The organism is Tabrizicola sp. (assembly GCF_034366665.1).
In the GTDB taxonomy this organism is placed as follows: domain Bacteria; phylum Pseudomonadota; class Alphaproteobacteria; order Rhodobacterales; family Rhodobacteraceae; genus Tabrizicola.
Window position 1 is genome coordinate 25,480 of sequence record NZ_JAXMMF010000038.1, and the last position, 25,300, is coordinate 50,779.

At 65.4% G+C, this 25,300-nt stretch carries 28 protein-coding genes; 20 read left to right on the forward strand and 8 right to left on the reverse strand.

The window, feature by feature from the left end; translation table 11 throughout:
• Window position 1: 1 nt before the first annotated feature.
• From U1E69_RS04945 to pyrH, 4 genes are all read right to left on the reverse strand, one after another.
• Window positions 2-808 carry a phosphatidate cytidylyltransferase gene (locus U1E69_RS04945; protein WP_322243254.1) on the reverse strand — a complete coding sequence of 269 codons (807 nt, stop codon included), beginning with the start codon at window positions 806-808 and terminating at the stop codon, window positions 2-4.
• On the reverse strand, window positions 808-1,512 hold the full coding sequence (gene uppS / locus U1E69_RS04950; protein WP_322243280.1) for a polyprenyl diphosphate synthase: 705 nt from the start codon (window positions 1,510-1,512) through the stop codon (window positions 808-810). The genes U1E69_RS04945 and uppS overlap by 1 nt, the downstream gene beginning before the upstream one ends.
• Before the next feature lie 52 nt (window positions 1,513-1,564).
• Complete coding sequence (frr, locus tag U1E69_RS04955; RefSeq protein ID WP_322243255.1) at window positions 1,565-2,131, reverse strand: ribosome recycling factor; 567 nt, start codon at window positions 2,129-2,131, stop codon at window positions 1,565-1,567.
• A gap of 135 nt (window positions 2,132-2,266) precedes the next feature.
• A complete protein-coding gene (pyrH, locus tag U1E69_RS04960; protein ID WP_322243256.1) occupies window positions 2,267-2,989 on the reverse strand; it encodes a UMP kinase in 723 nt (240 codons plus the stop codon).
• 42 nt (window positions 2,990-3,031) lie between these two features.
• Between pyrH and miaA the strand changes: the two genes are divergently transcribed.
• From miaA to U1E69_RS04990, 6 genes are all read left to right on the forward strand, one after another.
• The gene (miaA, locus tag U1E69_RS04965; protein WP_416200257.1) at window positions 3,032-3,946 is read left to right on the forward strand and encodes a tRNA (adenosine(37)-N6)-dimethylallyltransferase MiaA; all 915 of its coding nucleotides are present in this window, start codon (window positions 3,032-3,034) and stop codon (window positions 3,944-3,946) included.
• 175 nt (window positions 3,947-4,121) lie between these two features.
• Complete coding sequence (locus U1E69_RS04970; RefSeq protein WP_322243257.1) at window positions 4,122-4,922, forward strand: AraC family transcriptional regulator; 801 nt, start codon at window positions 4,122-4,124, stop codon at window positions 4,920-4,922.
• Window positions 4,923-5,140: 218 nt separating this feature from the next.
• Window positions 5,141-6,775 carry an ABC transporter substrate-binding protein gene (locus U1E69_RS04975; RefSeq protein ID WP_322243258.1) on the forward strand — a complete coding sequence of 545 codons (1,635 nt, stop codon included), beginning with the start codon at window positions 5,141-5,143 and terminating at the stop codon, window positions 6,773-6,775.
• A gap of 84 nt (window positions 6,776-6,859) precedes the next feature.
• On the forward strand, window positions 6,860-7,948 hold the full coding sequence (locus tag U1E69_RS04980) for an ABC transporter permease (protein ID WP_322243259.1): 1,089 nt from the start codon (window positions 6,860-6,862) through the stop codon (window positions 7,946-7,948).
• Between the two features lie 13 nt (window positions 7,949-7,961).
• Window positions 7,962-9,371 (forward strand): ABC transporter permease, encoded by a 1,410-nt coding sequence (locus U1E69_RS04985; RefSeq protein ID WP_322243260.1) that lies wholly within the window; start codon window positions 7,962-7,964, stop codon window positions 9,369-9,371.
• 4 nt (window positions 9,372-9,375) lie between these two features.
• The gene (locus U1E69_RS04990; protein WP_322243261.1) at window positions 9,376-11,466 is read left to right on the forward strand and encodes an ABC transporter ATP-binding protein; all 2,091 of its coding nucleotides are present in this window, start codon (window positions 9,376-9,378) and stop codon (window positions 11,464-11,466) included.
• 41 nt (window positions 11,467-11,507) lie between these two features.
• On the opposite strand, the gene U1E69_RS04995 is transcribed toward U1E69_RS04990, so the two are convergent.
• The gene (locus U1E69_RS04995; protein WP_416200258.1) at window positions 11,508-12,113 is read right to left on the reverse strand and encodes a lytic transglycosylase domain-containing protein; all 606 of its coding nucleotides are present in this window, start codon (window positions 12,111-12,113) and stop codon (window positions 11,508-11,510) included.
• 232 nt (window positions 12,114-12,345) lie between these two features.
• Between U1E69_RS04995 and ssb the strand changes: the two genes are divergently transcribed.
• From ssb to U1E69_RS05035, 8 genes are all read left to right on the forward strand, one after another.
• Window positions 12,346-12,879 (forward strand): single-stranded DNA-binding protein, encoded by a 534-nt coding sequence (gene ssb, locus U1E69_RS05000; protein WP_322243262.1) that lies wholly within the window; start codon window positions 12,346-12,348, stop codon window positions 12,877-12,879.
• A 90-nt stretch (window positions 12,880-12,969) separates the two neighbouring features.
• Entirely contained in the window at window positions 12,970-13,335 is a 366-nt protein-coding gene (locus tag U1E69_RS05005; RefSeq protein WP_322243283.1) for an SUF system Fe-S cluster assembly protein, read from the forward strand.
• Window positions 13,336-13,412: 77 nt separating this feature from the next.
• Complete coding sequence (locus U1E69_RS05010) at window positions 13,413-14,072, forward strand: hypothetical protein (protein WP_322243263.1); 660 nt, start codon at window positions 13,413-13,415, stop codon at window positions 14,070-14,072.
• Window positions 14,069-14,884, forward strand: a complete 816-nt coding sequence (locus U1E69_RS05015; protein ID WP_322243264.1) for a DUF3307 domain-containing protein — start codon at window positions 14,069-14,071, stop codon at window positions 14,882-14,884. Before U1E69_RS05010 ends, U1E69_RS05015 begins: the two co-directional genes overlap by 4 nt.
• A 24-nt stretch (window positions 14,885-14,908) precedes the next feature.
• On the forward strand, window positions 14,909-15,268 hold the full coding sequence (locus U1E69_RS05020) for an iron-sulfur cluster assembly accessory protein (RefSeq protein WP_322243265.1): 360 nt from the start codon (window positions 14,909-14,911) through the stop codon (window positions 15,266-15,268).
• Window positions 15,269-15,361: 93 nt separating this feature from the next.
• Entirely contained in the window at window positions 15,362-16,105 is a 744-nt protein-coding gene (gene tpiA / locus U1E69_RS05025; RefSeq protein ID WP_322243266.1) for a triose-phosphate isomerase, read from the forward strand.
• Window positions 16,106-16,165: 60 nt separating this feature from the next.
• Window positions 16,166-17,083 carry a DMT family transporter gene (locus U1E69_RS05030; protein WP_322243267.1) on the forward strand — a complete coding sequence of 306 codons (918 nt, stop codon included), beginning with the start codon at window positions 16,166-16,168 and terminating at the stop codon, window positions 17,081-17,083.
• Window positions 17,080-18,255, forward strand: a complete 1,176-nt coding sequence (locus U1E69_RS05035) for a cytochrome P450 (RefSeq protein ID WP_322243268.1) — start codon at window positions 17,080-17,082, stop codon at window positions 18,253-18,255. The genes U1E69_RS05030 and U1E69_RS05035 overlap by 4 nt, the downstream gene beginning before the upstream one ends.
• A gap of 112 nt (window positions 18,256-18,367) precedes the next feature.
• On the opposite strand, the gene U1E69_RS05040 is transcribed toward U1E69_RS05035, so the two are convergent.
• Complete coding sequence (locus U1E69_RS05040; protein WP_322243269.1) at window positions 18,368-18,829, reverse strand: Lrp/AsnC family transcriptional regulator; 462 nt, start codon at window positions 18,827-18,829, stop codon at window positions 18,368-18,370.
• Window positions 18,830-18,971: 142 nt separating this feature from the next.
• Between U1E69_RS05040 and U1E69_RS05045 the strand changes: the two genes are divergently transcribed.
• The 5 genes from U1E69_RS05045 to U1E69_RS05065 all read left to right on the forward strand — a co-directional run bounded on the left by U1E69_RS05045 (window position 18,972) and on the right by U1E69_RS05065 (window position 22,999).
• Window positions 18,972-19,277 carry a DUF2849 domain-containing protein gene (locus U1E69_RS05045; RefSeq protein ID WP_322243270.1) on the forward strand — a complete coding sequence of 102 codons (306 nt, stop codon included), beginning with the start codon at window positions 18,972-18,974 and terminating at the stop codon, window positions 19,275-19,277.
• Between the two features lie 7 nt (window positions 19,278-19,284).
• Window positions 19,285-20,955, forward strand: a complete 1,671-nt coding sequence (locus U1E69_RS05050) for a nitrite/sulfite reductase (protein ID WP_322243271.1) — start codon at window positions 19,285-19,287, stop codon at window positions 20,953-20,955.
• On the forward strand, window positions 20,945-21,709 hold the full coding sequence (locus U1E69_RS05055; protein ID WP_322243272.1) for a phosphoadenylyl-sulfate reductase: 765 nt from the start codon (window positions 20,945-20,947) through the stop codon (window positions 21,707-21,709). Before U1E69_RS05050 ends, U1E69_RS05055 begins: the two co-directional genes overlap by 11 nt.
• Window positions 21,706-22,107, forward strand: a complete 402-nt coding sequence (locus tag U1E69_RS05060; RefSeq protein ID WP_322243273.1) for a DUF934 domain-containing protein — start codon at window positions 21,706-21,708, stop codon at window positions 22,105-22,107. The genes U1E69_RS05055 and U1E69_RS05060 overlap by 4 nt, the downstream gene beginning before the upstream one ends.
• Before the next feature lie 61 nt (window positions 22,108-22,168).
• Entirely contained in the window at window positions 22,169-22,999 is an 831-nt protein-coding gene (locus tag U1E69_RS05065; RefSeq protein WP_322243274.1) for a ferredoxin--NADP reductase, read from the forward strand.
• A 158-nt stretch (window positions 23,000-23,157) separates the two neighbouring features.
• Here the strand turns inward: U1E69_RS05065 and U1E69_RS05070 are convergent, their stop codons facing one another.
• On the reverse strand, window positions 23,158-23,697 hold the full coding sequence (locus U1E69_RS05070; protein ID WP_322243275.1) for a hypothetical protein: 540 nt from the start codon (window positions 23,695-23,697) through the stop codon (window positions 23,158-23,160).
• Between the two features lie 208 nt (window positions 23,698-23,905).
• Here U1E69_RS05070 and infC point away from each other — a divergent pair, with 208 nt between their 5' ends.
• Window positions 23,906-24,445 carry a translation initiation factor IF-3 gene (gene infC, locus U1E69_RS05075; protein ID WP_367115736.1) on the forward strand — a complete coding sequence of 180 codons (540 nt, stop codon included), beginning with the start codon at window positions 23,906-23,908 and terminating at the stop codon, window positions 24,443-24,445.
• 52 nt (window positions 24,446-24,497) lie between these two features.
• Here infC and U1E69_RS05080 read toward each other — a convergent pair.
• A partial coding sequence (locus U1E69_RS05080) for a molybdopterin biosynthesis protein (RefSeq protein WP_322243276.1) occupies window positions 24,498-25,300 on the reverse strand: 803 nt, incomplete at its 5' end.

Below are 25,300 nucleotides of genomic sequence, written 5' to 3' on the forward strand. Positions count from 1 at the left end.
CTCAGCCCCCGAAAAGTCCGTGGACCGGGGCCAAAAGCCCCAGCGCCAGCACGGCCACCACTGCGCCGATCAGCGCATCAAAGCGGTCCAGGACCCCGCCATGCCCGGGGATCAGGGTCGAGGCATCCTTGACCCCTGCCCGCCGCTTGACCCAGCTTTCGGCGATGTCGCCCAACTGCCCGGCAAAGGCCACCAGCGCCGACAAAGGCACCAGAAGCCAGCTTGCCCCCGCGGCCAGCACCATCACCAAGCCGACCAGCGCCGCGCCGATCCAGCCCGCGATGGTGCCGGACCAGGTCTTCTTCGGACTGACCCGTTCCCAGAACTTCGGGCCTCCCAGCATCCGCCCCGCGAAGTATCCCAGCACGTCCGAGGCGACGACCACGGCCACCAGCCACAGGATCAAGGTTCCCCCGCCGCTTTGCCGCAGGTCGATCAGGCCATAGCCGGCCAGCATGATCGCCAAAGCATAGGCGCTGGCCAGACGCCGGTCCCGACGGGGGGTCAGCAGCAGCGCCACAGATGGCCCCGCCAGGAACAGCGCCGCGACATCCGTCTTCAGGACCAGCGCCGCGACCAGCGCCGCCGAGGCCGCAACCGCCAGCAGCACCGGCGACCGCTGCCGGTGCGGCGCCGTCATCGTCGCCAGCTCCCAGATCATCACGCCCGTCAGCGCCACGACCAACGCCGCAAAGGCCGCCCCGCCCAGCCAGATTTCCACCGCGCCGACGGCCACCATCACGATGGCCGACAGGATGCGGGTGCGCAGGTCGGCCCATCTGCCCGACGGGGCGGGTGCGGGGTCCATCACCGCAGCACCCCGCCAAAGCGCCGTTCCCGGTTGGAAAAGCGCTGGACGATGGACGCGAGTTCATCGGGACCGAAGTCGGGCCACAGCGTCTCGGTGAATTCATATTCGGAATAGGCCGCCTGCCAGGGCAGGAAGTTCGAGGTCCGCGTCTCGCCGCTGGTGCGGATCACCAGGTCGGGGTCGGGCAGCCCGCCGGTATCCAGCCGCTCGGCAAAAGCGGCTTCGGTCACGTGCTTTGGGTCAAGAATCCCGGACGCCGCCGCTTCGGCGATCTTGCGGACGGCGCGCAAGATCTCGTCCCGCCCGCCGTAGTTGATCGCCACGGTCAGGTTCAGCCGGTCAAGGCCCGCCGTCCGCGCCTCGATCCCGGCCATCATGCGCTGCAGCTTGGGGTCCAGACGGCTGCGGTCGCCGATAAAGCGCATCCGCACCCCGGCCTTGGCCAGGCGGTCGGCCTCCCGCTCGATATAGCGGGCGAAGATCGCCATGAGGCCCAGAACCTCTTCCGTGGACCGCTTCCAGTTTTCGGTCGAGAAGGCGTACAGCGTCAGCCAGCTGATCCCCAGGTCCGGGGCGACCTTCACGATCTCGCGCACCCGTTCGGCGCCCTTGCGGTGACCCACCAGCCGCGCCCAGCCCCGGTTGGTTGCCCATCGTCCGTTGCCGTCCATGATGATCGCCAGGTGGTTCACGGGTCGCATCGCGACGCCCACCTGCAAGTCCTTCGACAATCGCCGCCCCTCCGCCTGCAGGTCAGACCTGCATGATCTCTGCCTGTTTGGCTTCCAGCGCCCGGTCGACGGCCGCAATTGCCGCGTCGGTCAGGTCCTGAACTGCGTCCGACCAGAACTTCTGGTCGTCTTCGCCCATGCCCTGCGCCTTCGCCTTCTTGATCTGGTCCATGCCATCGCGCCGCACGTTGCGAATCGCGACTTTGGCGCTTTCGGCATATTGGGCCGCAACTTTGGTCAATTCGCGGCGACGCTCTTCGTTCAGTTCCGGGATCGGCAGGCGGATCAGGGGGCCGTCGGCGATCGGGTTGATGCCGATGCCGCTTTCGCGGATCGCCTTCTCCACCTTCGAGATCATCGCCTTGTCCCAGACGTTGATCACCACCATCCGCGGCTCGGGGACGTTCACGGTGCCAAGCTGGTTGATCGGGGTCATCTGTCCGTAGGCTTCGACCTGGATCGGTTCGACCAGGGCCGCCGAGGCGCGGCCCGTGCGCAGGGACGAGAATTCCGTCTTCAGGGCCGCCATCGCGCCGTCCATCCGGCGCTGGATTGCATCGGTGTCGATCTCAAGGTCTTCTTGTGCCATCGGACAGGTCCTTCACTTCGAGTGCGGGCCTTACCCCGCGATTTCGCGCTCTATAGCAGAGCGTCACACACCCGGTATAGGCCAAAGCTCCTGCCCTTAAGGACAGGGCCGGACACCAAGACGGTGCACAGCGGGCTAATCCTGGACCCGGGTATAGGTCCCCTCACCCGCCAGAATGCCCCGGAACCCGCCGGGTTCGTCCAGGCTGAAGACGATGATCGGCAGGTTGTTGTCCCGGGCCAGGGCGATGGCGGTCGCATCCATCACGCCCAGGTGCTTCTCCAGCACCTCGTCATAGGTCACGTTGTCATAGCGCTTGGCATGGGCGTGTTTCTTGGGGTCCATGTCATAGACCCCGTCGACCTTGGTGCCTTTGAAGATCGCCTGACAGGCCATTTCACTTGCCCGCAGCGTGGCCGCAGTGTCCGTCGTGAAATACGGGTTGCCGGTCCCGGCCGCGAAGATGCAGACCCGCTTCTTTTCCAGGTGCCGCACCGCGCGGCGGCGGATGTAGGGCTCGCAGACCTGGTCCATCGGGATGGCACTGATGACGCGGGTGAAGACGCCAACCGCTTCCAATGCGGACTGCATCGCCAGCGCGTTCATCACTGTCGCCAGCATCCCCATGTAGTCGGCTGTCGTCCGCTCCATCCCCTGGGCGCTGCCTTGCAACCCCCTGAAGATGTTGCCACCGCCGATCACCATGCAGATCTCGACCCCCATGTCGCGGACCGACTTCACCTCTTGCGCAATGCGCGCCACGGTCGGGGGATGCAGGCCATAGCCCTGGTCGCCCATCAGCGCCTCGCCCGAGATCTTCAGCATCACTCGGCTGTATTTGGTGGCCGGTTCGGACATGGGACCCCTGCATATCGTTTTGTGTTTGGACTGCGCCGCAAAATGTCGCAAAACCGCGGCGGGTTCAACTGCCGATCGGGTGGGGTTCGGATGCGGATCGACAGCATATCGCGCGACGCACCGGTGCTGCTGGCGGGCCCCACGGCCAGCGGCAAGTCCGCCCTTGCGATGGAGCTGGCGGCGCGGGACGGGCGCCTGATCGTCAACGCCGACGCGCTGCAAGTCTATGAAAACTGGCGTCTTCTGACTGCCCGGCCCTCGGCCACGGACGAAGCCGCCCTGCCCCATGCGCTTTACGGTCACGTTGCCCGCGAGACCGGCTATTCCGTCGGTCACTGGCTGCGCGAGGTGACGCACCTGCTGGACCGGCCCGTGCTGATCGTCGGGGGAACCGGCCTTTATTTCAACGCCTTGACCAAGGGACTGGCCGACGTGCCAGAGGTCCCGCCCTCGGTCCGGTCCGAGGCGGACGCGCGGCTGGCCGTCGAAGGTCCGGCGGGGCTTCTGGCGGACCTCGACCCCGCCACCGCTACCCGGATCGACAGGCTGAACCCGGTTCGCATCCAGCGCGCCTGGGAGGTCTGGCGGGCGACCGGGCGGGGTCTTGCGGCGTGGCAGGACGACACGCCGCCCCCCCTTCTGCCGCTGGCGGGGGCCGAGGCGCTGGTCCTGGTCCCCGAGGTCGCCTGGCTGAACGACCGGATCGACCGCCGCTTCACCCGGATGCTGGCCGAGGGGGCTTTGGAGGAAGCGCAGCGAAACCTGATCGGCTGGGACCCCAGGCGGCCGTCCTCGAAGGCCATCGGCGGCCCGGAACTGATCGCGCATCTGATGGGCGAGATGACCCTGGCCGACGCGACCGAGGCGGCCACTCTGGCCAGTCGGCAATATGCCAAGCGGCAGCGGACCTGGTTCAGATCGAACATGAAGGCCTGGCGCCAGGTTTTGCTTCCCTGACAGAGGGTTGCACGCCGCAGTTGCAGCGGTTTTCCGCTTATCCACAGGCTTTTACACAAGATAATGGAACATCGGTGGACAACTCTGCCGCCAAATCGTGAAAATCGCTTGGGTTGCCCCCGCGCGCCTGCTTTACTGGTTCGGCCAGCGCCTCTGCCACAGGACCTGCCCCAGAATGTTGAAGTCCGCCCCTGCCTCGCAGCTTCGTCTCGTTGCGATCCCGCGCCTTGCCGCTGGTGGTCGCTGGCGTGTCGAAGCCATGCGCTCGCTGTCCGAACCCTGCCTCCTTTGGTTCACCAAGGGCCAGGGCCGCATCACGATCTCGGGGGTGACGCGCGGCTACACGGCACATAATGCGGTCTACATCCCCGCAGGCGTCATGCACGGGTTCGAGGCCGGACCCCAGGTCTTCGGCACGGCGGTCTTCTTCGGGCGCGATCCGAAGGTGGTCCTGCCAAAGTCGCCGCTGCATCTGCGCATCCGCGAGGTCCATGCCCAGCAGGAGGTGAACGTCCTGCTTGATTCGATCCTGCGCGAGCTGGAAAGTGACACGCCAGCCCACGAACGCGCGACCGAGGCCTATGTCGGCCTCCTTGGCGTCTGGCTGGAGCGGCAGGCCAAGAAGGCCGACCCGCTGGAGGCACCGCGTCAGGACGCGACCCGCCGCCTCGTCGCGCGCTACACCGCCCTGCTGGAGCGCAACTTCCGCACCGGGATGAACGTGGCGGATTTCGCGGCAGCACTTGGTGTCACGCCGACCCATCTGACGCGGTGCTGCAAATCCGCCTGCGGTCGTCCGGCCAGCGCGCTTCTGCAGGACCGCCGGATCTTCGAGGCCCGCAAGCTTCTGTCCGAGACCAAGGTTCCCGTCGGCAAGATCGCCGAACAGCTTGGTTTCAATTCGCCCGCCTATTTCACCCGCGCTTTCCAGCATCTGACCGGAAAATCGCCCTCGGCCTTCCGCCGCGCGGGCTGACGGGTTTTTGTCCAGCGGGTAAAGAAATCGACAGGATGATGTCGCTTAAGGGACACCAACCGTCGAAAGCAGTCGTTGACGCAAGCTGGAAAAAAATGCGCAATAGACATGGGGGTGCGCGGGTCGTGCAAGCTGTCTGGAACGGTGTCACCGCTCTGTCGGCTAGGGTTGTCGCGTCACCACAACCAATGAAAAAGAACCTGACCAGGGAGACAAGAATGAAAGACATGATCCACGAGGCCGAGGTCCACTCGGCCGCGAAGATGTACGTTGCTGAATTCGCTGAAGGCAAACTCAGCCGTCGCGAATTCCTGACCCGCACCACCGCGCTTGGGGTTTCGGCCGCAGCCGCCTATGGCCTGATCGGCCTGCCTGCCCCGGCACAGGCCCAGGAAGCCAAGGTCGGCGGCGCGATCCGCGTCGCGATGGAGGTCAAGGGCACCAAGGACCCGCGCCTGGCCGACTGGCCGCAGATCGCCAACATCTACCGCGGCTGGCTGGAATACCTCGTCCAGTACAACAATGACGGCACCTTCGAAGGCCGCCTGCTGGAAAGCTGGGAAGCCAACGCCGACGCGACCCAGTACACGTTGAAGGTCCGCCAGGGCGTGACCTGGAACAACGGCGAGCCGTTCACCGCCGACGACGTGGTGCGCAACTTCGCCCGCTGGACCGATGGCAACGTCGAGGGCAATGCGATGGCGTCGCGGTTCACCGGCCTCGTCGATGAAGCGACCAAGACCCTGCGCGAAGGTGCCGTGGTCAAGGTCGACGAGTCGACCGTTCAGTTGAACCTGACCGCGTCCGACATCGCCATCGTGGCGAACCTGTCGGACTATCCGGCGGCCGTGGTGCATGCCTCGTTCCAGGACGGTCAGGACCCGGCGTCGAACCCGATCGGCACCGGCCCCTACATCCCGCAGGAAGTCGCAGTCGGCCAGAAGGCTGTGCTGGTCCGCGCGCCGAACCACACCTGGTGGGGCGGCACTGCACCCTTGGACGAGATCACCTATGTCGACTTCGGGACCGACCCCGCGGCGATGGTCGCGCTGTTCTCCTCGGACGAGGTGGACGCGAACTATGAATCCGTGGGCGAGTTCATCGACATCCTGGATGGCATGGGTCTGGTGAAAGAGGAACTCGTCACCGCTTCCACCATCGTGGTGCGGATGAACTCGGCCTCGGACCTTTACAAGGACAAGGCCGTGCGCTCGGCGGTCCAGCTGGCGGTCGACCCGAAAGTCGTGCTGGAGCTTGGGTACAACAACCTTGGCAAGACCGGCGAGAACCACCACATGTTCCCGATCCACCCGGAATATCCCGAGCTGCCGGCGCAGACGATCAATCCGGCCGGCCTGATGCCCGCGCTGGAAGCAGCCGGTCTGAAGGATGCCGAGTTCGAGGTGATCTCGCTGGACGACGGCTGGGAAGCTGCGACCACGGCTGCGGTTCAGGCCCAGCTGAAAGACGCTGGCATGAACATCAAGCACACCGTCATGCCGGGCTCGACCTTCTGGAACGACTGGCAGAAGTATCCCTTCTCTTCCACCACCTGGAACCACCGCCCGCTTGCCGTGCAGAACATGAGCCTTGCCTACACCTCGACCGGCTCGTGGAACGAAACCGCGATGGCCAACCCCGAGTTCGACGCGCTGATGACCGAGGCGCTGTCGATTGCCGATGCGGACAAGCGGCGCGAACTGGCGGCGAAGATGGGCACGATCCTTCAGGAAGAGGGTTACATCATCAACCCGTTCTCGCGGTCGCTGTTCAGCCACCACAAGGACAGCTTCGCAGGTCTGGCCCACCACCCGGCTTTCGAACACCACCACTACAAGTGGTCGATGGTCTGATCGCCTAGACCGGCCAAGAACTAGGAAGGGGCGCGCCCGCCGCGCCCCCTCCCGGGGGAATTCACCGAAATCGAGGGGACCGGCATGGGAGTGTTCGTGCTGCGGCGGCTTGGGGTCATGTTGTTGACCGCCATCGCCCTGACCTTTGTGGTCTTCTATCTGACGAACTTGCAGCCCAACCTGGAAAAGCTGGCGCGGACCGAAGGCTCAGTCCGCATGACCGAAGAGGCGGTGCAGGACTGGATCGCCCAGAACGGCCACTCGGGTTCGGTGTTCCTGCGTTACGGTCAGTGGCTGGGCGTCGTGCCCGGCTGGACCTATACCGACGAAAAGGGACAGACACGCGGTCGCTGCTTCGAGATCGGCCAGGACGCCGCCGCGGCCCCCAGCTACTGCGGACTTCTGCAGGGCAACTGGGGCTTTTCGACCTTTTTCAAGACGCCGGTGATGGAGTCGCTGGGCGAGAAGCTGGCCGCGACCGGCTGGCTGATGCTGGCGGTGATGCTGGTCATGGTCCCGTCCTCGCTGATCCTGGGCGTGCTGTCGGGGATGCGCGAAGGCTCGGCGACTGACAGGACTCTGTCGACCTTCTCCATCGCCTCGACCGCGACGCCGGAATATGTGTCGGGTGTCGTGCTGGTCGCGCTGTTCGCCACGGCCGCCACCGGCATCTCGCCGATCCTGGCGGAATACGGGCTGATCGAGCCGAAGAAGACGCTGTTCCTTGCCTCGGCCACTTCGGCGATGGACGACATCACCTTCTGGAACTTTACGCTGCCGGTGATGACCATCGCGCTTTACGGCATCGGCTACATCGCCCGGATGACCCGCGCCTCGATGACCGAGGTGATGACCCAGCAATACATCCGCACCGCCCGTCTGAAGGGCGTCCCCTTCCGCACCGTGGTCATGCGCCACGCGCTGCGCAACGCGCTGATCGCGCCCTTCACCGTCATCATGCTGCAGTTTCCCTGGCTGCTGAACGGCGTGGTGATCGTGGAAAGCCTTTTCAACTACAAGGGCTTCGGCTGGACGCTGGTGCAGGCGGCGTCGAACAACGACATCCCGCTTCTTCTGGCCTGTTCGGTCGTGGCCGTGGTGGTCGTCCTTCTGACGCAGCTGATTTCGGACATCGGCTATGTCTTCCTGAACCCCCGCATCCGGCTGGCCTGAGGGAGGGCGCGTCATGGACCAACTGACCTGGACGGGATCGGCCGGCACGGTGCTGCTGCCCGTGATGCAGATCGCGGTGCTGGTGCTTATGCTGGCCTTGGTGGCCAAGCTGCTCTTCGTTCTTGCGGGCCTTGACGGCCCCCGCCTGCCGGGCCCCGACGGCACAATCGCGATGCGGTCGCCCGGCCTCTTTGCCAGCCTGGCCATCCGCTACAGTTTTCTTGCCGCGATGGGCGCCTTTGTCCTGACGCTTGCCGCAGGCGCGGTGATGCCCTCGCCCGTCGAGGCGGGGATCCTGGGGTCGATGGCGGTGCGGTTCTGGCCAGTCTGGCTGGCCCTTGCGGCAACCTTCGTGCTCTCGCTACGCTTTCGCCGCAGGCTTGGGCTTTACGGCAAGCTATTCGATTCCACCGTGGGGATGATCGGCTTTGCCATCGTCATGTTCTGGGTCTTCACCGCGATCTTCGCTGACGTGATCATCACTCAGGACCCGTTCATCCAGCTGTCGGGCCTGAAGAACAAGGTCCCCGGCGTCATCGCCCCGGAAAGCCCCTATGGTTGGTACCTGCTGGGCGGAGACCACCTGGCCCGCGACGTCTTCAGCCGCATGGTGATGGGCGCACGCGAGGTCCTGAAGATCGCCCCCGCCGCGACGCTGTTCGCCTTCATGGTCGGCATCACGCTGGGTCTTCCGGCCGGGTACTTCGGCGGCAAGCTGGACACCTTCATCTCGTTCCTGGCGAACCTGGTGCTGGCCTTCCCGGTGATCCTGCTGTTCTACCTGCTGGTCACGCCCGAAATCCGCGACACCGGCATCCCGATCGTGCTGGCCGGCTTGCTGTTCCTGTTCCCGATCATCTTCCTGTGCACCTTGTGGAACAGCCGCTACTATACCAATCCGCCGCAGCGGAACCTCTACGTCGGGATCACGCTGGTCCTCGGCCTGTGGGCCTATTCCGGGCTGGCGTTCAACATGGACCCGCTCGGCGTCTGGTCGATGGAGCCGAACATGCTGAACGTGTTCGTCTCGGTCGTCTTCGTGAACTCGCCTGGCGTGTTCCGGATTGTCCGGGGCCTCGTGATGGACATCAAGGCGCGCGACTATGTGGCGGCGGGGCAGACCCGTGGCGAAGGCCCCTGGTACATCATGCTGTGGGAGATCCTGCCCAACGCCCGCGGCCCCCTGATCGTCGATTTCTGCCTGCGGATCGGCTACACCACGATCCTTCTCGGCACGCTGGGCTTCTTCGGCCTTGGCGTGTCACCCGACAGCGCGGACTGGGGGTCGACCATTGACGACGGGCGGAAGCTTCTGAACCTTTTCCCCCATCCCGCGCTTGCGCCAGCCCTTGCCCTCATGAGCCTTGTCCTCGGCCTGAACCTTCTTGCCGACGGGTTGCGCGAAGAAAGCCTGAAGGATTGATGCCATGATCTCGTCTGACACCTGGGACCCGTCGCAGCCGATCCTGGAGATCGAGCATCTCTCGATCTCGTTCTTCACCCGGATGCGCGAGATTCCCGCCGTGATGGACTTCTCCTGCACGGTCATGCCGGGCGAGGCGATGGGGCTGGTCGGCGAATCCGGCTGTGGCAAGTCGACCGTAGCACTTGGGGTCATGCGCGAGCTGGGCAAGAACGGGCGGATCGTCTCGGGTTCGATCAAGTTCAAGGGCCGCGACCTGGCAAGGATGAGCGATGAAGAGCTGCGCCACATCCGCGGCTCGGAGATCGCGATGATCTACCAGGAACCGATGGCGTCCCTGAACCCGGCGATGAAGGTCGGCGCGCAGCTCGCGGAAGTGCCGATGCTGCACTCCGGGATGAACAAGGCCGAGGCTTGGGCCCTGGCCCGCCAGATCGTCGCCGACGTGCGCCTGCCCGACCCCGACCGCATCATCAACGCCTATCCGCATCAGCTTTCGGGCGGCCAGCAGCAGCGCATCGTCATCGCGATGGCGCTGATGGCCAAGCCCGCCCTTCTGATCCTGGACGAACCCACCACCGCGCTGGACGTGACGGTCGAGGCGGGGATCGTCGACCTGGTCAAGGAGCTGGGTCAGAAATACGGCACCTCAATGCTGTTCATCAGCCACAACCTGGGCCTGGTGATGGATGTCTGCGACCGGATCTGCGTCATGTATTCCGGCGAGGCGGTCGAGACGGGGAACGTCGTCGAGGTCTTCGACGAGATGCGCCACCCCTATACCCAGGCGCTGTTCCGGTCGATCCCGCTGCCCGGCGCGGACAAGAACGCGCGGCCCCTGATCAGCATCCCCGGCAACTTCCCCCTGCCCCACGAACGCCCGCCCGGCTGCAACTTCGGCCCGCGCTGCGACTATTTCCAGAAGGGCCGCTGCGACGCCTCGGACGTGCCGATGTTCCCCGTCCCGGACAGCGACCGGCATGAGACCCGCTGCCTGCGGTGGAGCGAGATCGACTGGACCGCGCCCCCCGCGAAACGCGAGGTGAAGCAAAAGGCCGAGATCGGCAAGGTCGTCCTGAAGATGGAGGACCTGCGCAAGTATTACTCCGTCTCTGGCGGGGCCTTCGGCGGGGGGGCCAAGAAGGTGGTAAAGGCCAACGAGACCCTGTCCTTCGAGGCCCGCGAAGGCGAGACGCTGGCCATCGTCGGCGAATCCGGCTGCGGCAAGTCGACCTTCGCCAAGGTGCTGATGGGGCTGGAGACGGCGACCTCGGGTTCGATCATGCTGTTTGACGAAAACGTGCAGTCGACCCCGATCCAGAAGCGCAACACCGATACCGTCAGCCAGGTGCAGATGGTGTTCCAGAACCCCTTCGACACGCTGAACCCGTCGATGAACGTGGGCCGCCAGATCATCCGGGCGTTGGAGATCTTCAAGTTCGGCAAGTCCGACGCCGAACGTCACGACCGGATGCTGGAGCTTCTGGACCTCGTGAAACTCCCCCGCGCCTTCGCCGAGCGGATGCCCCGGCAGCTGTCGGGCGGGCAGAAACAGCGTGTCGGCATCGCGCGGGCCTTTGCCGGGGGCGCGAAGGTGGTGGTGGCGGACGAACCTGTGTCGGCGCTTGACGTGTCGGTCCAGGCCGCTGTCACCGACCTTCTGATGGACATCCAGCGTGAAAACCGGACGACGCTTCTCTTCATCAGCCACGACCTTTCCATCGTGCGCTACCTCAGCGACCGGGTGATGGTCATGTATCTGGGACACGTCGTGGAAATGGGCACGACCGACCAGGTCTTTGCCCCGCCCTACCACCCCTATACCGAGGCGCTGCTCTCTGCCGTGCCCATCGCCGACACCAAGATCATCCGCAAGCGCATCGTGCTGGAGGGCGACATTCCTTCGGCAATGAACCCGCCACCGGGTTGCCCGTTCCAGACCCGCTGCCGCTGGAAGTCGCAGGTCCCCGGCAACCTGTGCGAGACCGAGGTTCCGCCGGTTCAGGTGCTGGAGGGCGGGCATCAGGTCAAGTGCCACCTCAGCCGCGAAGTGCTGGCCCAGATGGAACCGGTGATCAAGGTCGCCGCCGAATAAGGGATGCGCAGGCGTAGGGTGGGCGATCCGCCCACCTTCCGTTACCCGAGAATTGCTTTCACGTAATTCTCGGTTTCGGCATAGGGCGGGATACCGTTGTAGGCCTCGACCGCGCCGGGGCCGGCGTTATACGCCGCCAGGGCCAGTTCCCAGGTGCCGAACTTATCGAACATCATCCGCAAGTAGCGCGCGCCACCTTCCAGATTTGCCTCGGGGTCAGATATGTCAACACCCAGGATCTCGGCCGTGCCGGGCATCAGCTGGGCCAGCCCCGTCGCGCCCTTGGACGACACCGCCACGACATTCCAGCCGCTTTCCTGCTGCACAAGCCGCAGGAACAGGTCTTCGGGCACGCCATGCTTGCGCGCCGCAGCCTTCGCGACCTCAAGATACGCGCCCTTGTAGCTGCCGCGATAGGCCGGAATGCCCTCGGCTGCCGCCGTCTCCTCGCCCTTCTTGTACTTTGGCGTGTGCTTGACCGAACCCGAGTATTGCTTCTTCAGCTTCCGGTCGATCAGATCCGCCTGCGATTCAAAGATCGCCGAGCGTGACTTGGTCGAGCCGCTGAGGTTCAACCCTTCGGCGCCCACAGGCATGGCGCCGCAGACGATCAGCGCCGACACCGTCAGCTGTCTTGCGATCCTCATGCCGACCTTACCTGTCCCACGCACCCTGATGCATCGGCGGTGACTATAGCCTCTCGGCCCAGATTTTCCAGACCGCAATTTGGCGGCAATCCAGACCTTGCCACCAGACCTTGCCGCCAGACCTTGCCGCCGACCGCTGCCGACGCTCTGGTTGCAGCCGCAGGCAAGGACGGTATAGGTTTGTTAACCATCCGCGGCGAACCTGCCCGGGACATCTGCAAGGGAGATTCGCATGGCGGGGTCGGTCAACAAGGTCATCATCATCGGCAACCTCGGCCGCGATCCCGAGGTGCGCAGTTTCCAGAACGGCGGCAAGGTGGTGAACCTGCGCATCGCCACCTCGGAAACCTGGCGCGACAAGCAGTCGGGCGAACGCAAGGAGCGGACCGAATGGCATTCGGTCGCGATCTTCAACGAAGGGCTGGCCAAGATCGCCGAGCAGTACCTGAAGAAGGGCAGCACGGTCTATATCGAGGGATCGCTGGAAACCCGCAAATGGCAGGACCAGTCCGGCCAGGACAAGTACACCACGGAAATCGTGCTTCGCCCCTACAACGGCAACCTGACCCTGCTTGGTGGCCGGGGTGACGGCGGGGGCGCTGGTGGCGGCGGCTACGATGACCGCGGCGGCTATGATGATGGCGGCCAGGGGGGCGGCCAGGGGGGCGGCTACGGCGGTGGCTCTTCGTCCGGCGGCGGGCGCGGCGGTGCGTCCTCGGGCGGCGGTGGCGGCCGGTCGGACATGGACGACGAGATCCCCTTCTGATCGCGGACCCGATCCTTCCGGCGGCACTGGACCTTGACCCGGGCATTCCCTATATAATCGGTCAACAACCTTTGCCGCCGAGTGGAAAACATGCAGGACCAGACCGTGGGCCAGACCGAGGGCGCGCCGCTTATCAAGCCCTCGACCACCGACCATCCGCTCTATCCGCAGATCGTCGAGGCGTGCCGGACGGTCTACGACCCCGAAATCCCGGTGAACATCTTCGACCTCGGCCTCGTCTACACGATCGAGATCGGGAAGGAGAACGAGGTCGAGATCACCATGACCCTGACCGCCCCCGGCTGCCCGGTCGCCGGTGAGATGCCGGGCTGGGTCGCCAATGCCGTGGAACCCCTGGCCGGGGTGAAGCATGTCGATGTCCAGATGACCTTCGACCCGCCCTGGGGCATGGACATGATGTCCGATGAAGCCCGACTGGAATTGGGCTTCATGTAGCATCAAGTTCCGGGACTTGATTTCGCAAATTTAAAGCTCTATGACTTGATTGATCGCATTTCAAGTCGCAGGGCCTTATGATCCCACCCCAGATCGCAGTCCTGACCGGTGACCTTGTCGCATCCACGCGCCACTCTGCGGACCAGGTCGACGCGGCGATGCAGGCCCTGCGCCACGCGGCCGGGCAGATCGCTGCCTGGCACTCTCCGCCCGGCAACACCCGCTTCACCCGCTTTCGCGGCGATGGCTGGCAGCTGGCCCTGACGGCCCCCGGCCTTGCCCTGCGTGCCGCTGTCGTCCTGCAGGCGACCCTGGGGGCGATGGGCCTGGAAAGCCGCATCTCCATCGGCATCGGGCCCGCCGAAAGCCTGGGCACCACGGACCTTGCCGATGCCGCGGGCAAGGCGTTCGAGCTTTCGGGGCAGGGTCTCGACAAGATGGCCGACGCCTCTCGCATCGCCATCGCGGGTCCCTCGGTGACCGACGCCGACGCGATGATCGCCGATCTTCTGGGCGAACGGATGGGCCGCTGGACCGCCGCGCAGGCCGAGGCCGCGGCATTGCAGCTTGCCTCGCCCGACCGGACACTTACCCTTGCCGAAGTCGGCAAGGCCCTTGGGATCAGCCCGCAGGCGGTGAACGACCGGGTGCGGGGCGCCGGTTGTGGCACCATTGCCTCGGTGCTGCGTCGGTGGGAAGCTTTGAAGCGCCGTGACAGCCGGGACCCCGCGCCATGACCGAAACCTTCATCGCCCTTCTCTTCGCGCATACCCTTGCCGATTTCGTCCTGCAGACCGACTGGATCGTCCGGAACAAGCGCAATCCGCTGGCCCTGGGCCTGCACGGCCTGATCGTCGGGCTGACCGCCGTGGCCGCCACCGGAACGCTGCACCCGGCACTTCTGGCACTTGCGCTGATCCACATCGGCATCGACGTCGGCAAACTGGCCCTGACCAGCCTGTGGAAAGCCGCGGGAGGCCTTGGCCCCTTTCTGATCGACCAGGTCCTGCACCTGGCCAGTCTGGTCGCCCTGACGCTGGTGCTGCCCGACCTTTGGGCACAGGGGCTTTGGGCGCCCGGGGCCATCACCACCGGCAGCACCGGCGGCATCCTTGGCACCGGGCTCTGGTCCGACACCACGTCCCTGCCCCTCAGCCACCTGCCCGCACTCATGGCCCTGCTGACCGGCCTGATCCTTGCCACCCGTGCCGGGGGCTTTGCGGTCGGCCTCTTGATGGAGCCCTTCGCGCCGCATCTTGGCAAGGGTGACGCCAGCAAAAGCCTCCCCGGCGCGGGCCGGGTCATCGGCTATCTTGAGCGTGGGCTCATCTTTGCCCTTGTCCTTTTCGGCCAGGCGCAAGGCGTGGGCCTCTTGATCGCCGCCAAATCCATCCTGCGCTTCGGGGCCGTCAAGGACGACCGCAGGCTTTCGGAATACGTCATCATCGGCACGCTTGCCTCGTTCGGCTGGGCGCTGATCATAGCCTTTGCCACGCTTCACGCGCTTGCGCTGACAGCACCGCTTGGAATTTTGCCCGTTGCACCTTAGATTGACGTCAAAGGAGACCATCCCATGTTTGGCATCCCCGGCAAAGCCGCTGTCACCCTGACCCCCTCCGCCACCCGGCAGATCGCGCGGCTGATGGCGCGTGAGGGCAGCCAGGGCCTGCGCATCGGCGTCAAGAAGGGTGGCTGCGCGGGGATGGAATACACGATGGACTATGTCACCTCGGTCAATCCGCTGGACGAAGTTGTCGAACAGGACGGCGCCCGGGTGATGATCGCGCCGATGGCCCAGATGTTCCTGATCGGCACCGAGATCGACTACGAGATCGGCCTTGTCGAAAGCGGCTTCAAGTTCCGCAACCCCAATGTGGTCGAGGCCTGTGGCTGCGGCGAATCGATCAAGTTCCGCGACGCCCCTGCCGCTTGATCGGCCGTTCGGACACAGTGTTCTCGATCTGCCGTCTTTTCCTTTGCGCCCCGACACGCTAGGCGTGTGTTGGCCGAAGAAGGAATTGCCGACATGAAGAAACTCGCCGCCGGAAACTGGAAGATGAATGGCACCAAGGCCGCGCTGGCCGAGGTGTCGGCGTTGCTTGCGGCCCATCCCGCCCCGGCCTGCGAGATGCTTCTTTGCCCGCCCGCCACGCTGATCGACCGGATGGCCGAAGCCGCGACAGGATCGGCCCTGATGGTCGGCGCGCAGGACTGCCATCCTAAGCCCCAGGGCGCGCATACCGGGGACCTCTCGGTCGCCATGCTGAAGGACGCCGGTGCGACGCATGTGATCCTGGGCCACTCCGAGCGCCGCACCGACCACGCCGAGACCGACGCTTTGGTCCGGGCCAAGGCGCAGGCCGTGGTGGACGCAGGCCTGATCGCCATCGTCTGCATCGGCGAGACCGAGGCCGAGAGGGATGCAGGCAAGACCCTGGCGGTGATCGGGACGCAGATCGACGGCTCGGTCCCGCTGGGCGCTACGGCAGCGAACCTCGTTGTGGCCTACGAGCCGGTCTGGGCCATCGGCACCGGCCGCACCCCCACCCTGGCCGAAATCGCCGAAGTCCACAGCTTCCTGCGCGGCCGTCTGCGCGGGCTGATCGGGGAAGAGGCGAATGGCGTCCGTCTTCTTTATGGCGGTTCGGTCAAGCCCTCGAACGCGACGGACATCTTCGCCGTGCCGCACGTCGATGGCGCACTGGTCGGGGGGGCAAGCCTCAAGGCTGCGGACTTCGGGGCCATCGTGGCCGCGCTTTCCGCCGCCTGACGACCTTGCCCTGTCGCGGACAGGCCAGCCCTGCCCGCGACCGCCCCATAGGCTGTGCGAATGACCACACTTGATCCCACGGCGCGGCGCTCGCTTGTCGTCTCGAACCTGATCTGCCTCGCCTCGATGGTGATCTGGTCCGCCGGGCTGCCGGCGGCCGACCTGATCATCCCCCACATGCCGCCCATCGCCCTGACCGCCTGTCGGGCGCTTCTGGCGGCGGCGGTCCTGCTGCCGATCTGGTGGATGATCGAGGGCGGCAAGGTCGTGCTAGGCGCAAACTGGCTGCGCGGGGCCTGGGTCGGCTTCGTGACGCTGGGGCTTGCCTCGTTCTTCGTGATCATCGCGCTGCAGTACAATGACCCCGTCACTGTCGCCATCGTCAGCGCGATCATGCCGGTGATCGGCATCCTTCTGGAGTGTCTTGCAGACCACCGCCCCTTCACCCGCGCTCTCGCCGTGGGTCTTGTCCTGTCGGTCGCAGGCGGTCTTATCGCAGTCAGCGGGGCCGACGGCGAGGTCAGCTTCGGGATCGGCGTCCTTGCCGCACTCGCCTCGGTCACCTTCTACACCTGGGGCTCGCGTGAGACGGTGAAGGCCTTCCCCGACCTCACCCCGCTGGGCCGAAGCACGATCACCATCGCGGGCGGAGCCATCGTCGCCACCCTCGCCGCGCTGGCCGACGGGACCTTGCGCGGTCATTGGCCGGACTGGGCCGCGATCGGCTGGGTCGAGTTCGGGGGGCTTGCCGCCTTTTCCATCGGCTCGATGGCCATCGCGCAACTTCTCTGGATCGTCTCGGTCGGCCGGATCGGCATCGGGGCCGCTTCGATGCACATGAACGCGGTGCCGTTCTACGTCATGCTGATGGTCTTCCTGATGGGCGGCCCCTGGAACTGGGCGCAAACCGTCGGAGCCGCCATTGTGGTGACGGGTGCGGCCATCGCCCAAGGCCTGATCGGGGGCAAGCGCGCATGATCGAACTGCAGCAGTCTCCGACCGACCCCGCTTTCGTGCAGAACCCCTACCCGTTCTACGACCGCGCCCGTGCCGCTGGCCCCTTCTTCCGGTGGACCGACTACAACCTTATCTGCACCGGCAGCGCCGCCGCCGTGAACGCGATCTTCCGCGACCGCCGCTTCGGACGTGAGCCGGTTGACCCCCTGCCGATCCCACCCCACCTCGCGCCCTTCTACGCCGTCGAGGCGCATTCCATGCTGGAGCTGGAGCCGCCCCGCCACACCCGCCTGCGCAACCTCGTCCTGCGCGCCTTCACCTCGCGCCGGATCTCGGGCCTGGCCCCCGACGTCACCGCGCTGGCCACCGAACTGGCCCAGGCCTGTCCGAAAGGCGAGTTCGACCTTCTGACTGCCTTCGCCCAACCCCTGCCCGTCCGCATTATCGCCCGCCTTCTGGGCGTCCCCGAAGACATGGCACCAGACCTGCTGCGCTGGTCGAACGCGATGGTCGGCATGTACATGGCGGGCCGCACCCGCGACATGGAAGACAAGGCCGTCGCCGCGACCGAAGCCTTCGTCGCCTTCCTGCGCGCCTATATCGACGACCGCCGCGCCCGCCCCGCCGATGACCTGATCACCCAGCTCATCGCCGCCGAGATGGAGGGCGACAAGCTGACCACCGACGAGCTGATCTCGACCTGCATCCTGCTCTTGAACGCGGGCCACGAAGCCACGGTCCACACCATCGGCAACGGCGTGAAGACGCTGCTGGAAACCCGCACGCCCCTTTCCGCCCTGGACCCGGACAACGTGGACTCCACGGTCGAGGAAATCCTGCGCTACGACCCCGCGCTGCACATGTTCACCCGCTGGGCCTATGAGGACATCGAGGTCATGGGCCACCGTTTCCAGCGCGGCGACCAGGTGGCACTTCTCCTTGCCGCCGCCAACCGCGACCCCGGTGCCTGGGAAGACCCTGCCCGCTTCAAGCCCTCGCGCCCGGTGAAGCCCCATGCCAGCTTCGGCGCAGGTCTCCACTTCTGCGTCGGCGCGCCCCTGGCCCGGCTGGAGCTGCAGATCGCCCTGCCGATCCTCTTTCAGCACCACCCCCGGCTCGCCCTTGCGGCCAAGCCACAGTACGGCGACGTCTACCACTTCCACGGACTGCGCGAATTGCGCGTCACCGGATAAGCCTTTCACCTGGCAGAAAATATCCCCGCCGGAGGCCCCCGAGGAGGAGGGCGAAAGCCCCGACGACGAGACAAAAGACTTGCGCGTCAGCGCTCCGTTTCGAAACCGCTTGTCACAGGGGAAGGACGGTCGTCGACTTGATCTCTTCCATGCTGAGAAGTGCGGTCACGTTATAGATCCGCACTTCGGAAATCAGCGCCTGATAGAAGGTGTCATAAGCCCGCGCGTTCTTGACCCGCACTTTCAGGATATAGTCGATGTCCCCCGCAAGCCGGTGCGCCTCCAGCACCTCGGGGCGTTCGCGCAGGGCCTTCAGGAACTTCCGCTGCCACTCCGCCTCATGCTCGGACGTGCGGATCAGCACGAAGAAACAGGCCTCCAGCCCCAGGGCCTCGGGGTCCAGGATCGCCGTCGTCCGGGTGATCACCCCCTGCTCGCGCATCCGCCGGATCCGGTTCCAGACCGGCGTCTTCGAGGACCCCACCTTGCGGGCGATTTCATCCAGCGACTGCTCGGCGTCCCCTTGCAGTTCGGACAGGATTTTCCGGTCCAGATCGTCCAGCGCGGCACTCATTCCTGAATATCCCTCTTTCCCGGAACAGCAGTTTGCATCGCCAATAGTATCGGAACAAGCGTCCTTATCTGCAAGGGTCACTGGTCTCGAACCGGGAAAATATTCTATATTCCAAAGGTAATTTCCTGAACCCGAGGGCATCATGAGCCGCCGCTTCACTCCGAAGATCGTGACCGCGAACCGCCTGCGGGAAGGCGATGTCGTCTACCTGACCGCAGACGACCAGTGGTCCGCCCATCACCACGAGGCCGAGCTGATCGAGGACGAGGCCCACGCCCAGATGCGCCTGCTTCACGCCGCAGCGCAGAAACTGCTTGTGGTCGGCGCCTATCTGGCCGATGCCAAGCCCGGTGCCCAGGGACCGGAACCGACCCATTTCCGCGAAGAGTTCCGCACCCGCGGCCCGTCGAACTATCACCACGGCAAGCAAGCCGATCTGGCGCACTGAGGCAGGCATGTATTCCTATTCCGACTTCGACGAAGCCTTCGTCCGCACCCGCGTCGCGCAGTTCACCAATCAGGTCGAACGCCGCCTTGACGGCAGCCTGACCGAGGATGAATTCCGCCCGCTGCGCCTGATGAACGGGCTTTACTTGCAGCTGCACGCCTACATGCTGCGCGTGGCGATCCCTTACGGCACGGTCAGCCCGCGCCAGATGCGCCAGCTGGCCTACATCGCAGACACCTGGGACAAGGGCTACGGCCACTTCACCACCCGGCAGAACATCCAGTTCAACTGGCCTAAACTCCCTGACGTGCCCGCGATCCTTGGCGCCTTGGCCGATGTGGAAATGCACGCCATCCAGACCTCGGGCAACTGTGTTCGCAACGTAACCGCCGACCATTTCGCCGGGGCCGCCGCAGATGAAATCGCCGACCCCCGCCCCTACGCGGAACTTCTCCGCCAGTGGTCAACCGACCACCCGGAATTCCAATTCCTGCCCCGCAAGTTCAAGATCGCCATCACCGGCAGCCCGAACGACCGCGCCGTGACCCGCGCCCACGACATCGGCTTGCGCATGGTCCGCAACGCGGCCGGAGAGCCGGGATTTGAGGTCATCGTCGGTGGCGGCCTTGGTCGGACACCCATGATCGGCGTCACCGTCCGCGACTTCCTGCCGGAGGCCGACCTTTTGCCGTATGTCGAGGCCGTGCTCAGCGTCTACAACACGCTTGGCCGCCGCGACAACAAGTACAAGGCGCGGATCAAGATCACCGTGCACGAGACCGGGGCCGAGGAAATCACCCGGATGATCGAGGCACGGTTCGCCGAGCTTCGCCCCCTCTTCGCTGGCCACGACCAGAAACTTCTGGCGGAAATCCGCGACGCCTTCGCGCCCCCAGCCTTCCGCAACGCGCCCGTGGATGCCTATGACGCCTTCTACAGCGCCGACCCGGTGTTCCGCGCCTGGGCTGACACCAATCTGACCGCCCATCGCAACGCCCAGTACGCCATCGTCACGATCAGCCTCAAGGCCCACGGCCAGACCCCGGGCGACGCCTCGTCCGACCAGATGCGCCTGATGGCGGACCTGGCCGTGACGTACGGCCACGGCGACCTGCGCATCAGCCACGAGCAGAACGTGATCCTGCCGCATGTCCACAAGTCGGACCTGCCGACCCTGCACGCGGCCCTGACCCATGCGGGCCTCGGCACTGCCAACGTCGGGCTTCTGTCAGACATCATCGCTTGCCCCGGCATGGACTACTGCGCCCTTGCCACGGCCCGCTCGATCCCCGTCGCGCAGGAACTGGCGACGCATTTTGAGGCGCTGAAGCTGGAGCATGAGATCGGCCCGCTGAAGATCAAGATCTCCGGCTGCATCAACGCTTGCGGCCACCACCACGTCGGCCATATCGGCATCCTCGGCCTCGACCGTGCGGGGGTGGAGAACTACCAGATCACGCTTGGCGGCGACGGCACCGAAGACGCAGTGATCGGCGAAAAGACCGGCCCGGGCTTTGCATATACCGAGATCGTCCCCGCCATCGAACGCATCCTGCGCGCCTATCTGGACCTGCGGGTCGAGCCGTCCGAGACCTTCCTGCAAGCCTTCAAGCGGGTCGGGATGGAGCCGTTCAAGGCCGCGCTTTATGACACGGAAGCCGCGCAAGATGCCGCGTGACTCTGGTCAGATCGGGCGCCACGAAGGCCCCGTCGCCGAGCGGGTCGCCACGCTGAACGCGCGCTACAAGCACCACTCGGCCACGGCTGTGCTGGAACATGCGCTGAAGGACGACGACCTGGGCCGCGTGGCGCTGGTCTCGTCCTTTGGGGCGGAATCGGTGGTGCTACTTCACCTTGTCTCGGTGATCGCGCCGGAAACGCCGGTGCTCTTCGTCGACACGAAGATGCTCTTTCAGGAGACGTTGGATTACCAGCGCGAGCTGGCCGAGAAGCTGAACCTCTGCGATGTCCGCACAATCCGCGCCAACCCGGCCCGCATCAGCTTTGAAGACCCCGACGGCACCTTGCACCAGTTCAGCACAGACAGCTGCTGCAACGTCCGCAAGGTCGAGCCGCTGGAACGCGCCCTGGCCCCCTTCGACGGCTGGATCACCGGGCGCAAGCGCTTCCAGAACCAGGACCGGGGCACCATCGACTTCTTCGAGAACGAAGGCGACCACCGGATCAAGGTCAACCCGCTGGCCCATTGGGGCCGCGAGGACCTTGAGGAATACATGGTCGAAAACCGCCTGCCCCGGCACCCTCTGGTGGCCAGGGGCTATCCCTCCATCGGCTGCGCGCCCTGCACCAGCCCGGTCAAGCCCGGCGAAGACCCGCGCGCAGGCCGGTGGCGCGGTCAGGCCAAGACCGAATGCGGCATCCATTTCATCGACGGCAAGGCCGTGAAAGCCCCAAAGGAGAATGCGGCATGACCGTCATCGTCACCGACGCAGGCTTTGCGCCCGGCACGCAGGCCGAGGTTGTCTCATTGGCGGACCTGACCGACCAGACCGAGGTGGACCTGACCAACACCGACGACCCGGCGGCGCTGGCCGGGCATCTGGACCGCCTGCGCCTGATCCGCGTGGCCTTCCCGGCCTTCAACGACGGTCGCGCCTTCACCATCGCGCGCCGCCTGCGCGAGATGGGGTACAAGGGCCAGCTTCTGGCCAAGGGGCCGGTGATCGCCGACCAGTATGCGATGCTGCGCCGCGTGGGCTTTGACGGGGCCGAGATCCCCGAGGATCTCGCCGCCCGCCAGCCCGCCGACCAGTGGCAGTTCCGCGCCGACTGGCAGGCGCATCATTATCAGGCCCGGCTGCGCGCCTGACTTTCGCCTGATCTGAATCAACGCTATTGCAAGAAAGCCGGTCTAGGCCGGGATGACCCTCATGACCGAAGCGACCGCAATGACCGACGCACGCCCGATCCAGGCCAAACCGCACCTGCCCGACGCCCAGACCGTGACCCAGGTCACCCACTGGACCGACCGGCTGTTTTCGTTCCGCGTCACCCGCCCCCAGACCTTGCGGTTCCGCTCGGGGGAGTTCGTGATGATCGGGCTGATGGCGGACAACGGAAAACCCCTGCTGCGGGCCTATTCCATCGCCTCGCCCAGCTGGGATGAAGAGCTGGAGTTCTACTCGATCAAGGTGCCGGATGGCCCGCTGACCTCTCGCCTCCAGCACATCCAGCCGGGGGACGAAATCATCCTGCGGCCAAAGCCGGTGGGGACGCTGGTGGTCGACGCGCTTCTTCCGGGCAAGCGGCTGTGGTTCCTGGCGACCGGGACCGGCTTGGCCCCCTTCGCGTCCCTGATGCGGGACCCCGAGGTCTATGAGAAATTCGATCAGGTCATCATGATGCACACCTGCCGCGAGGTGGCAGAGCTGGAGTATGGTCGGCAACTGGTCGAAGGGCTGGAAGCAGATCCGCTGATCGGCGAGATGGTGCAGGGCAAGCTGCGCTACTATCCGACGACCACGCGCGAGGCGTTCCATCACATGGGGCGGGTCACGGACAACCTCGCCTCGGGCAAGGTCTTCACGGACCTTGATCTGCCGAAGATGAACCCGCTGGAAGACCGGGCGATGGTCTGCGGCAGCCTCGCCTTCAACGTCGATGTGAAGGCGATCCTGGAAGGCTTCGGCCTGCGCGAAGGGGCCAATTCCGACCCGAAGGAATTCGTCGTGGAAAAGGCCTTTGTCGGGGACGGGATCTGAAGCTGCCCGCGCGGGGCGGCTTTCTGCGTCCAAATGATTTCAACAGGGGAAAAGGCCGCGTCCGTCGCGGCCTTTTCTTTTGGACAAAGGCCAGAGGCAGTCCAAAGAAAAAGGCCGCAGGAACCCCTGCGGCCTTCGAATTCGGCGGGTGCCGAAGATTACATGCCAAGCGCGGTCTTGACCTGGGCGATCGTGTCCGCAACCAGTGCCGGGTTGGCGCGGGCAGCTTCGACAGCGGTCTTCAGCGTGGTCTTGGTCGCGTCGTCAAGGGTCGAGCCGTCGATCAGCGCCACGACAGAGTCGGCGTTGAAGTTGGCCGGGTCCAGAGCGGCAGCCGCGTCGGTGACAGCAGCGGCAGCGTCGGTCGCGGCTTCGGTCGTGGCGGCAGCGGCGTCGGTCGCAGCTTCGGTGGTGGCCGCAGCAGCGTCGGTCGCAGCTTCGGTGGTTGCAGCCGCGGCATCGGTCGCAGCTTCGGTGGTGGCGGCAGCAGCTTCGTCAGCGGCTTGCTGCGCAGCGGCGGCAGCCTCTTCCGCGGCTTTGGCAGCGGCTTCTTCGGCAGCCTTGGCGTCGGCCTCGGCCTGAGCAGCGGCGGCAGCGGCCTGTTCGGCAGCTTCCTGAGCCGGCTTGTAGCTGAACTGATAGTAGCCGCCAGCGGCCAGAAGGACGACGATAGCGCCGATGATAACGGTTCTGTTCATGTTTGATACTCCCATGACCGGAGCTAGCGCCCGGATGGCGGTCATATGGCACCTTGACCGGGAAATGAAAAGAGTGCCGCAGTGCAGCACGGGGAAAAACGCCGGAATTCCGGGGAAATCTGGAACTCTGGCGGGCCAGCCGGGTTGCAGATGTGGCCGCCGGGGTCTAGATTGCGCGCGGACAAACAACCATCAAAGGACGACTACCATAGCCCGCAGACCGCACAATGCCCCGCCGCAACGCGAAACCGGTCCCCGCATCAACGACCGCATCCGCGCTCCGGAGATCCGCCTGATTGGCGCGGATGGCGAAAACGTCGGGGTGGTGACCCCCGCCCGCGCGATGCAGATGGCCGAGGAAGCCGGACTGGACCTGGTTGAAATCTCGCCGACCGCGGTTCCGCCGGTCTGCAAGATCATGGACTTCGGCAAGTTCAAGTACGAGACGCAGAAGCGCGAGGCCGAGGCCCGCAAGAAGCAGAAGATCATCGAGATCAAGGAAATCAAGTTCCGCCCGGGCACCGACATCCATGACTATGAAGTCAAGATGCGGTCCGTCTTCAAGTTCCTGGACGAGGGCGACAAGGTGAAGATCACCCTGCGGTTCCGCGGCCGCGAAATGGCGCACCAGGACCTGGGGCTTGAACTTCTGAAGCGGGTCGAGGCGGATGTTGCCGAGGTCGGCAAGATCGAAAGCTTCCCGCGGCTGGAAGGCCGGCAGATGGTGATGATGATCGGCCCCAAGTAGGGCAGACCGCTTTAATCCGGACCATGTGCGGGGGCAATCTGCCCCCGCTTTTTCATTCGGCCTTCGCCTCGCGCAACCGGCCGCGCGTCGGGATTTCCTTCAGCAGCCCGCCAACCCCCATCGCGGCAATATCGGCGGCGGTGACGGGCACGCCGCAGATCAGCCGCTCCATCACCCAGTCCGCCCCGTTCAGCGCGGGGCTGCGGGCGCATCCCGGCAGGCCGATGACCGGAGTTCCGTGCAGGTTGCCCAGAAACAGCAGATTGCCGGGATCAACCGGCATTCCGAAGCGGTCAACGGCACCCCCTGCCCTGCGCACTGCCGCCGGGGCGACGTCGTGGGGGTCCGAAGTGGCCGAGGCGGTCAGGATCAGGATCAGGTCCGCCCCGGAGACCGCCGCCAGTGTTGCGGCCAGGTCGGCCTCACGGTGCGGACTGTGCAGGTGGGTGGTCAGGCTGGCCCCAAGGACGGCAAGCCGCTGGGTGATCGCATCGACGCCAAGCACCTTGGCGGTGGGGTCGGTATGGGTCTCGACCAAAGCGATGCGCCGCAGCTGCACCGGACACAGGCGCAGCGCCTCTGCCCCGGCCCTGCAGGCCGAGGCAACTGCGGCCGCCGCGACCCCGTAGGCAATGATCTTCACGGTGGCGACCATCTCGCCCGCAGCCACCCGCTGCCAGCGCGGGACTGTGGCAAGGGTGATCATCGGGTCAATGGCGTTCAGGCCGTCCACCCGGTCGGCCTGGACCAAGACCACTCCGGCAAAGCGGGCGTGCAGGTTGACGCGCCCGGTGCCGACCGGGCGCAAGTCAAGGCCGGTTGCCTGCGTGTCGGGCACAAGGGCTTGGGCGATGG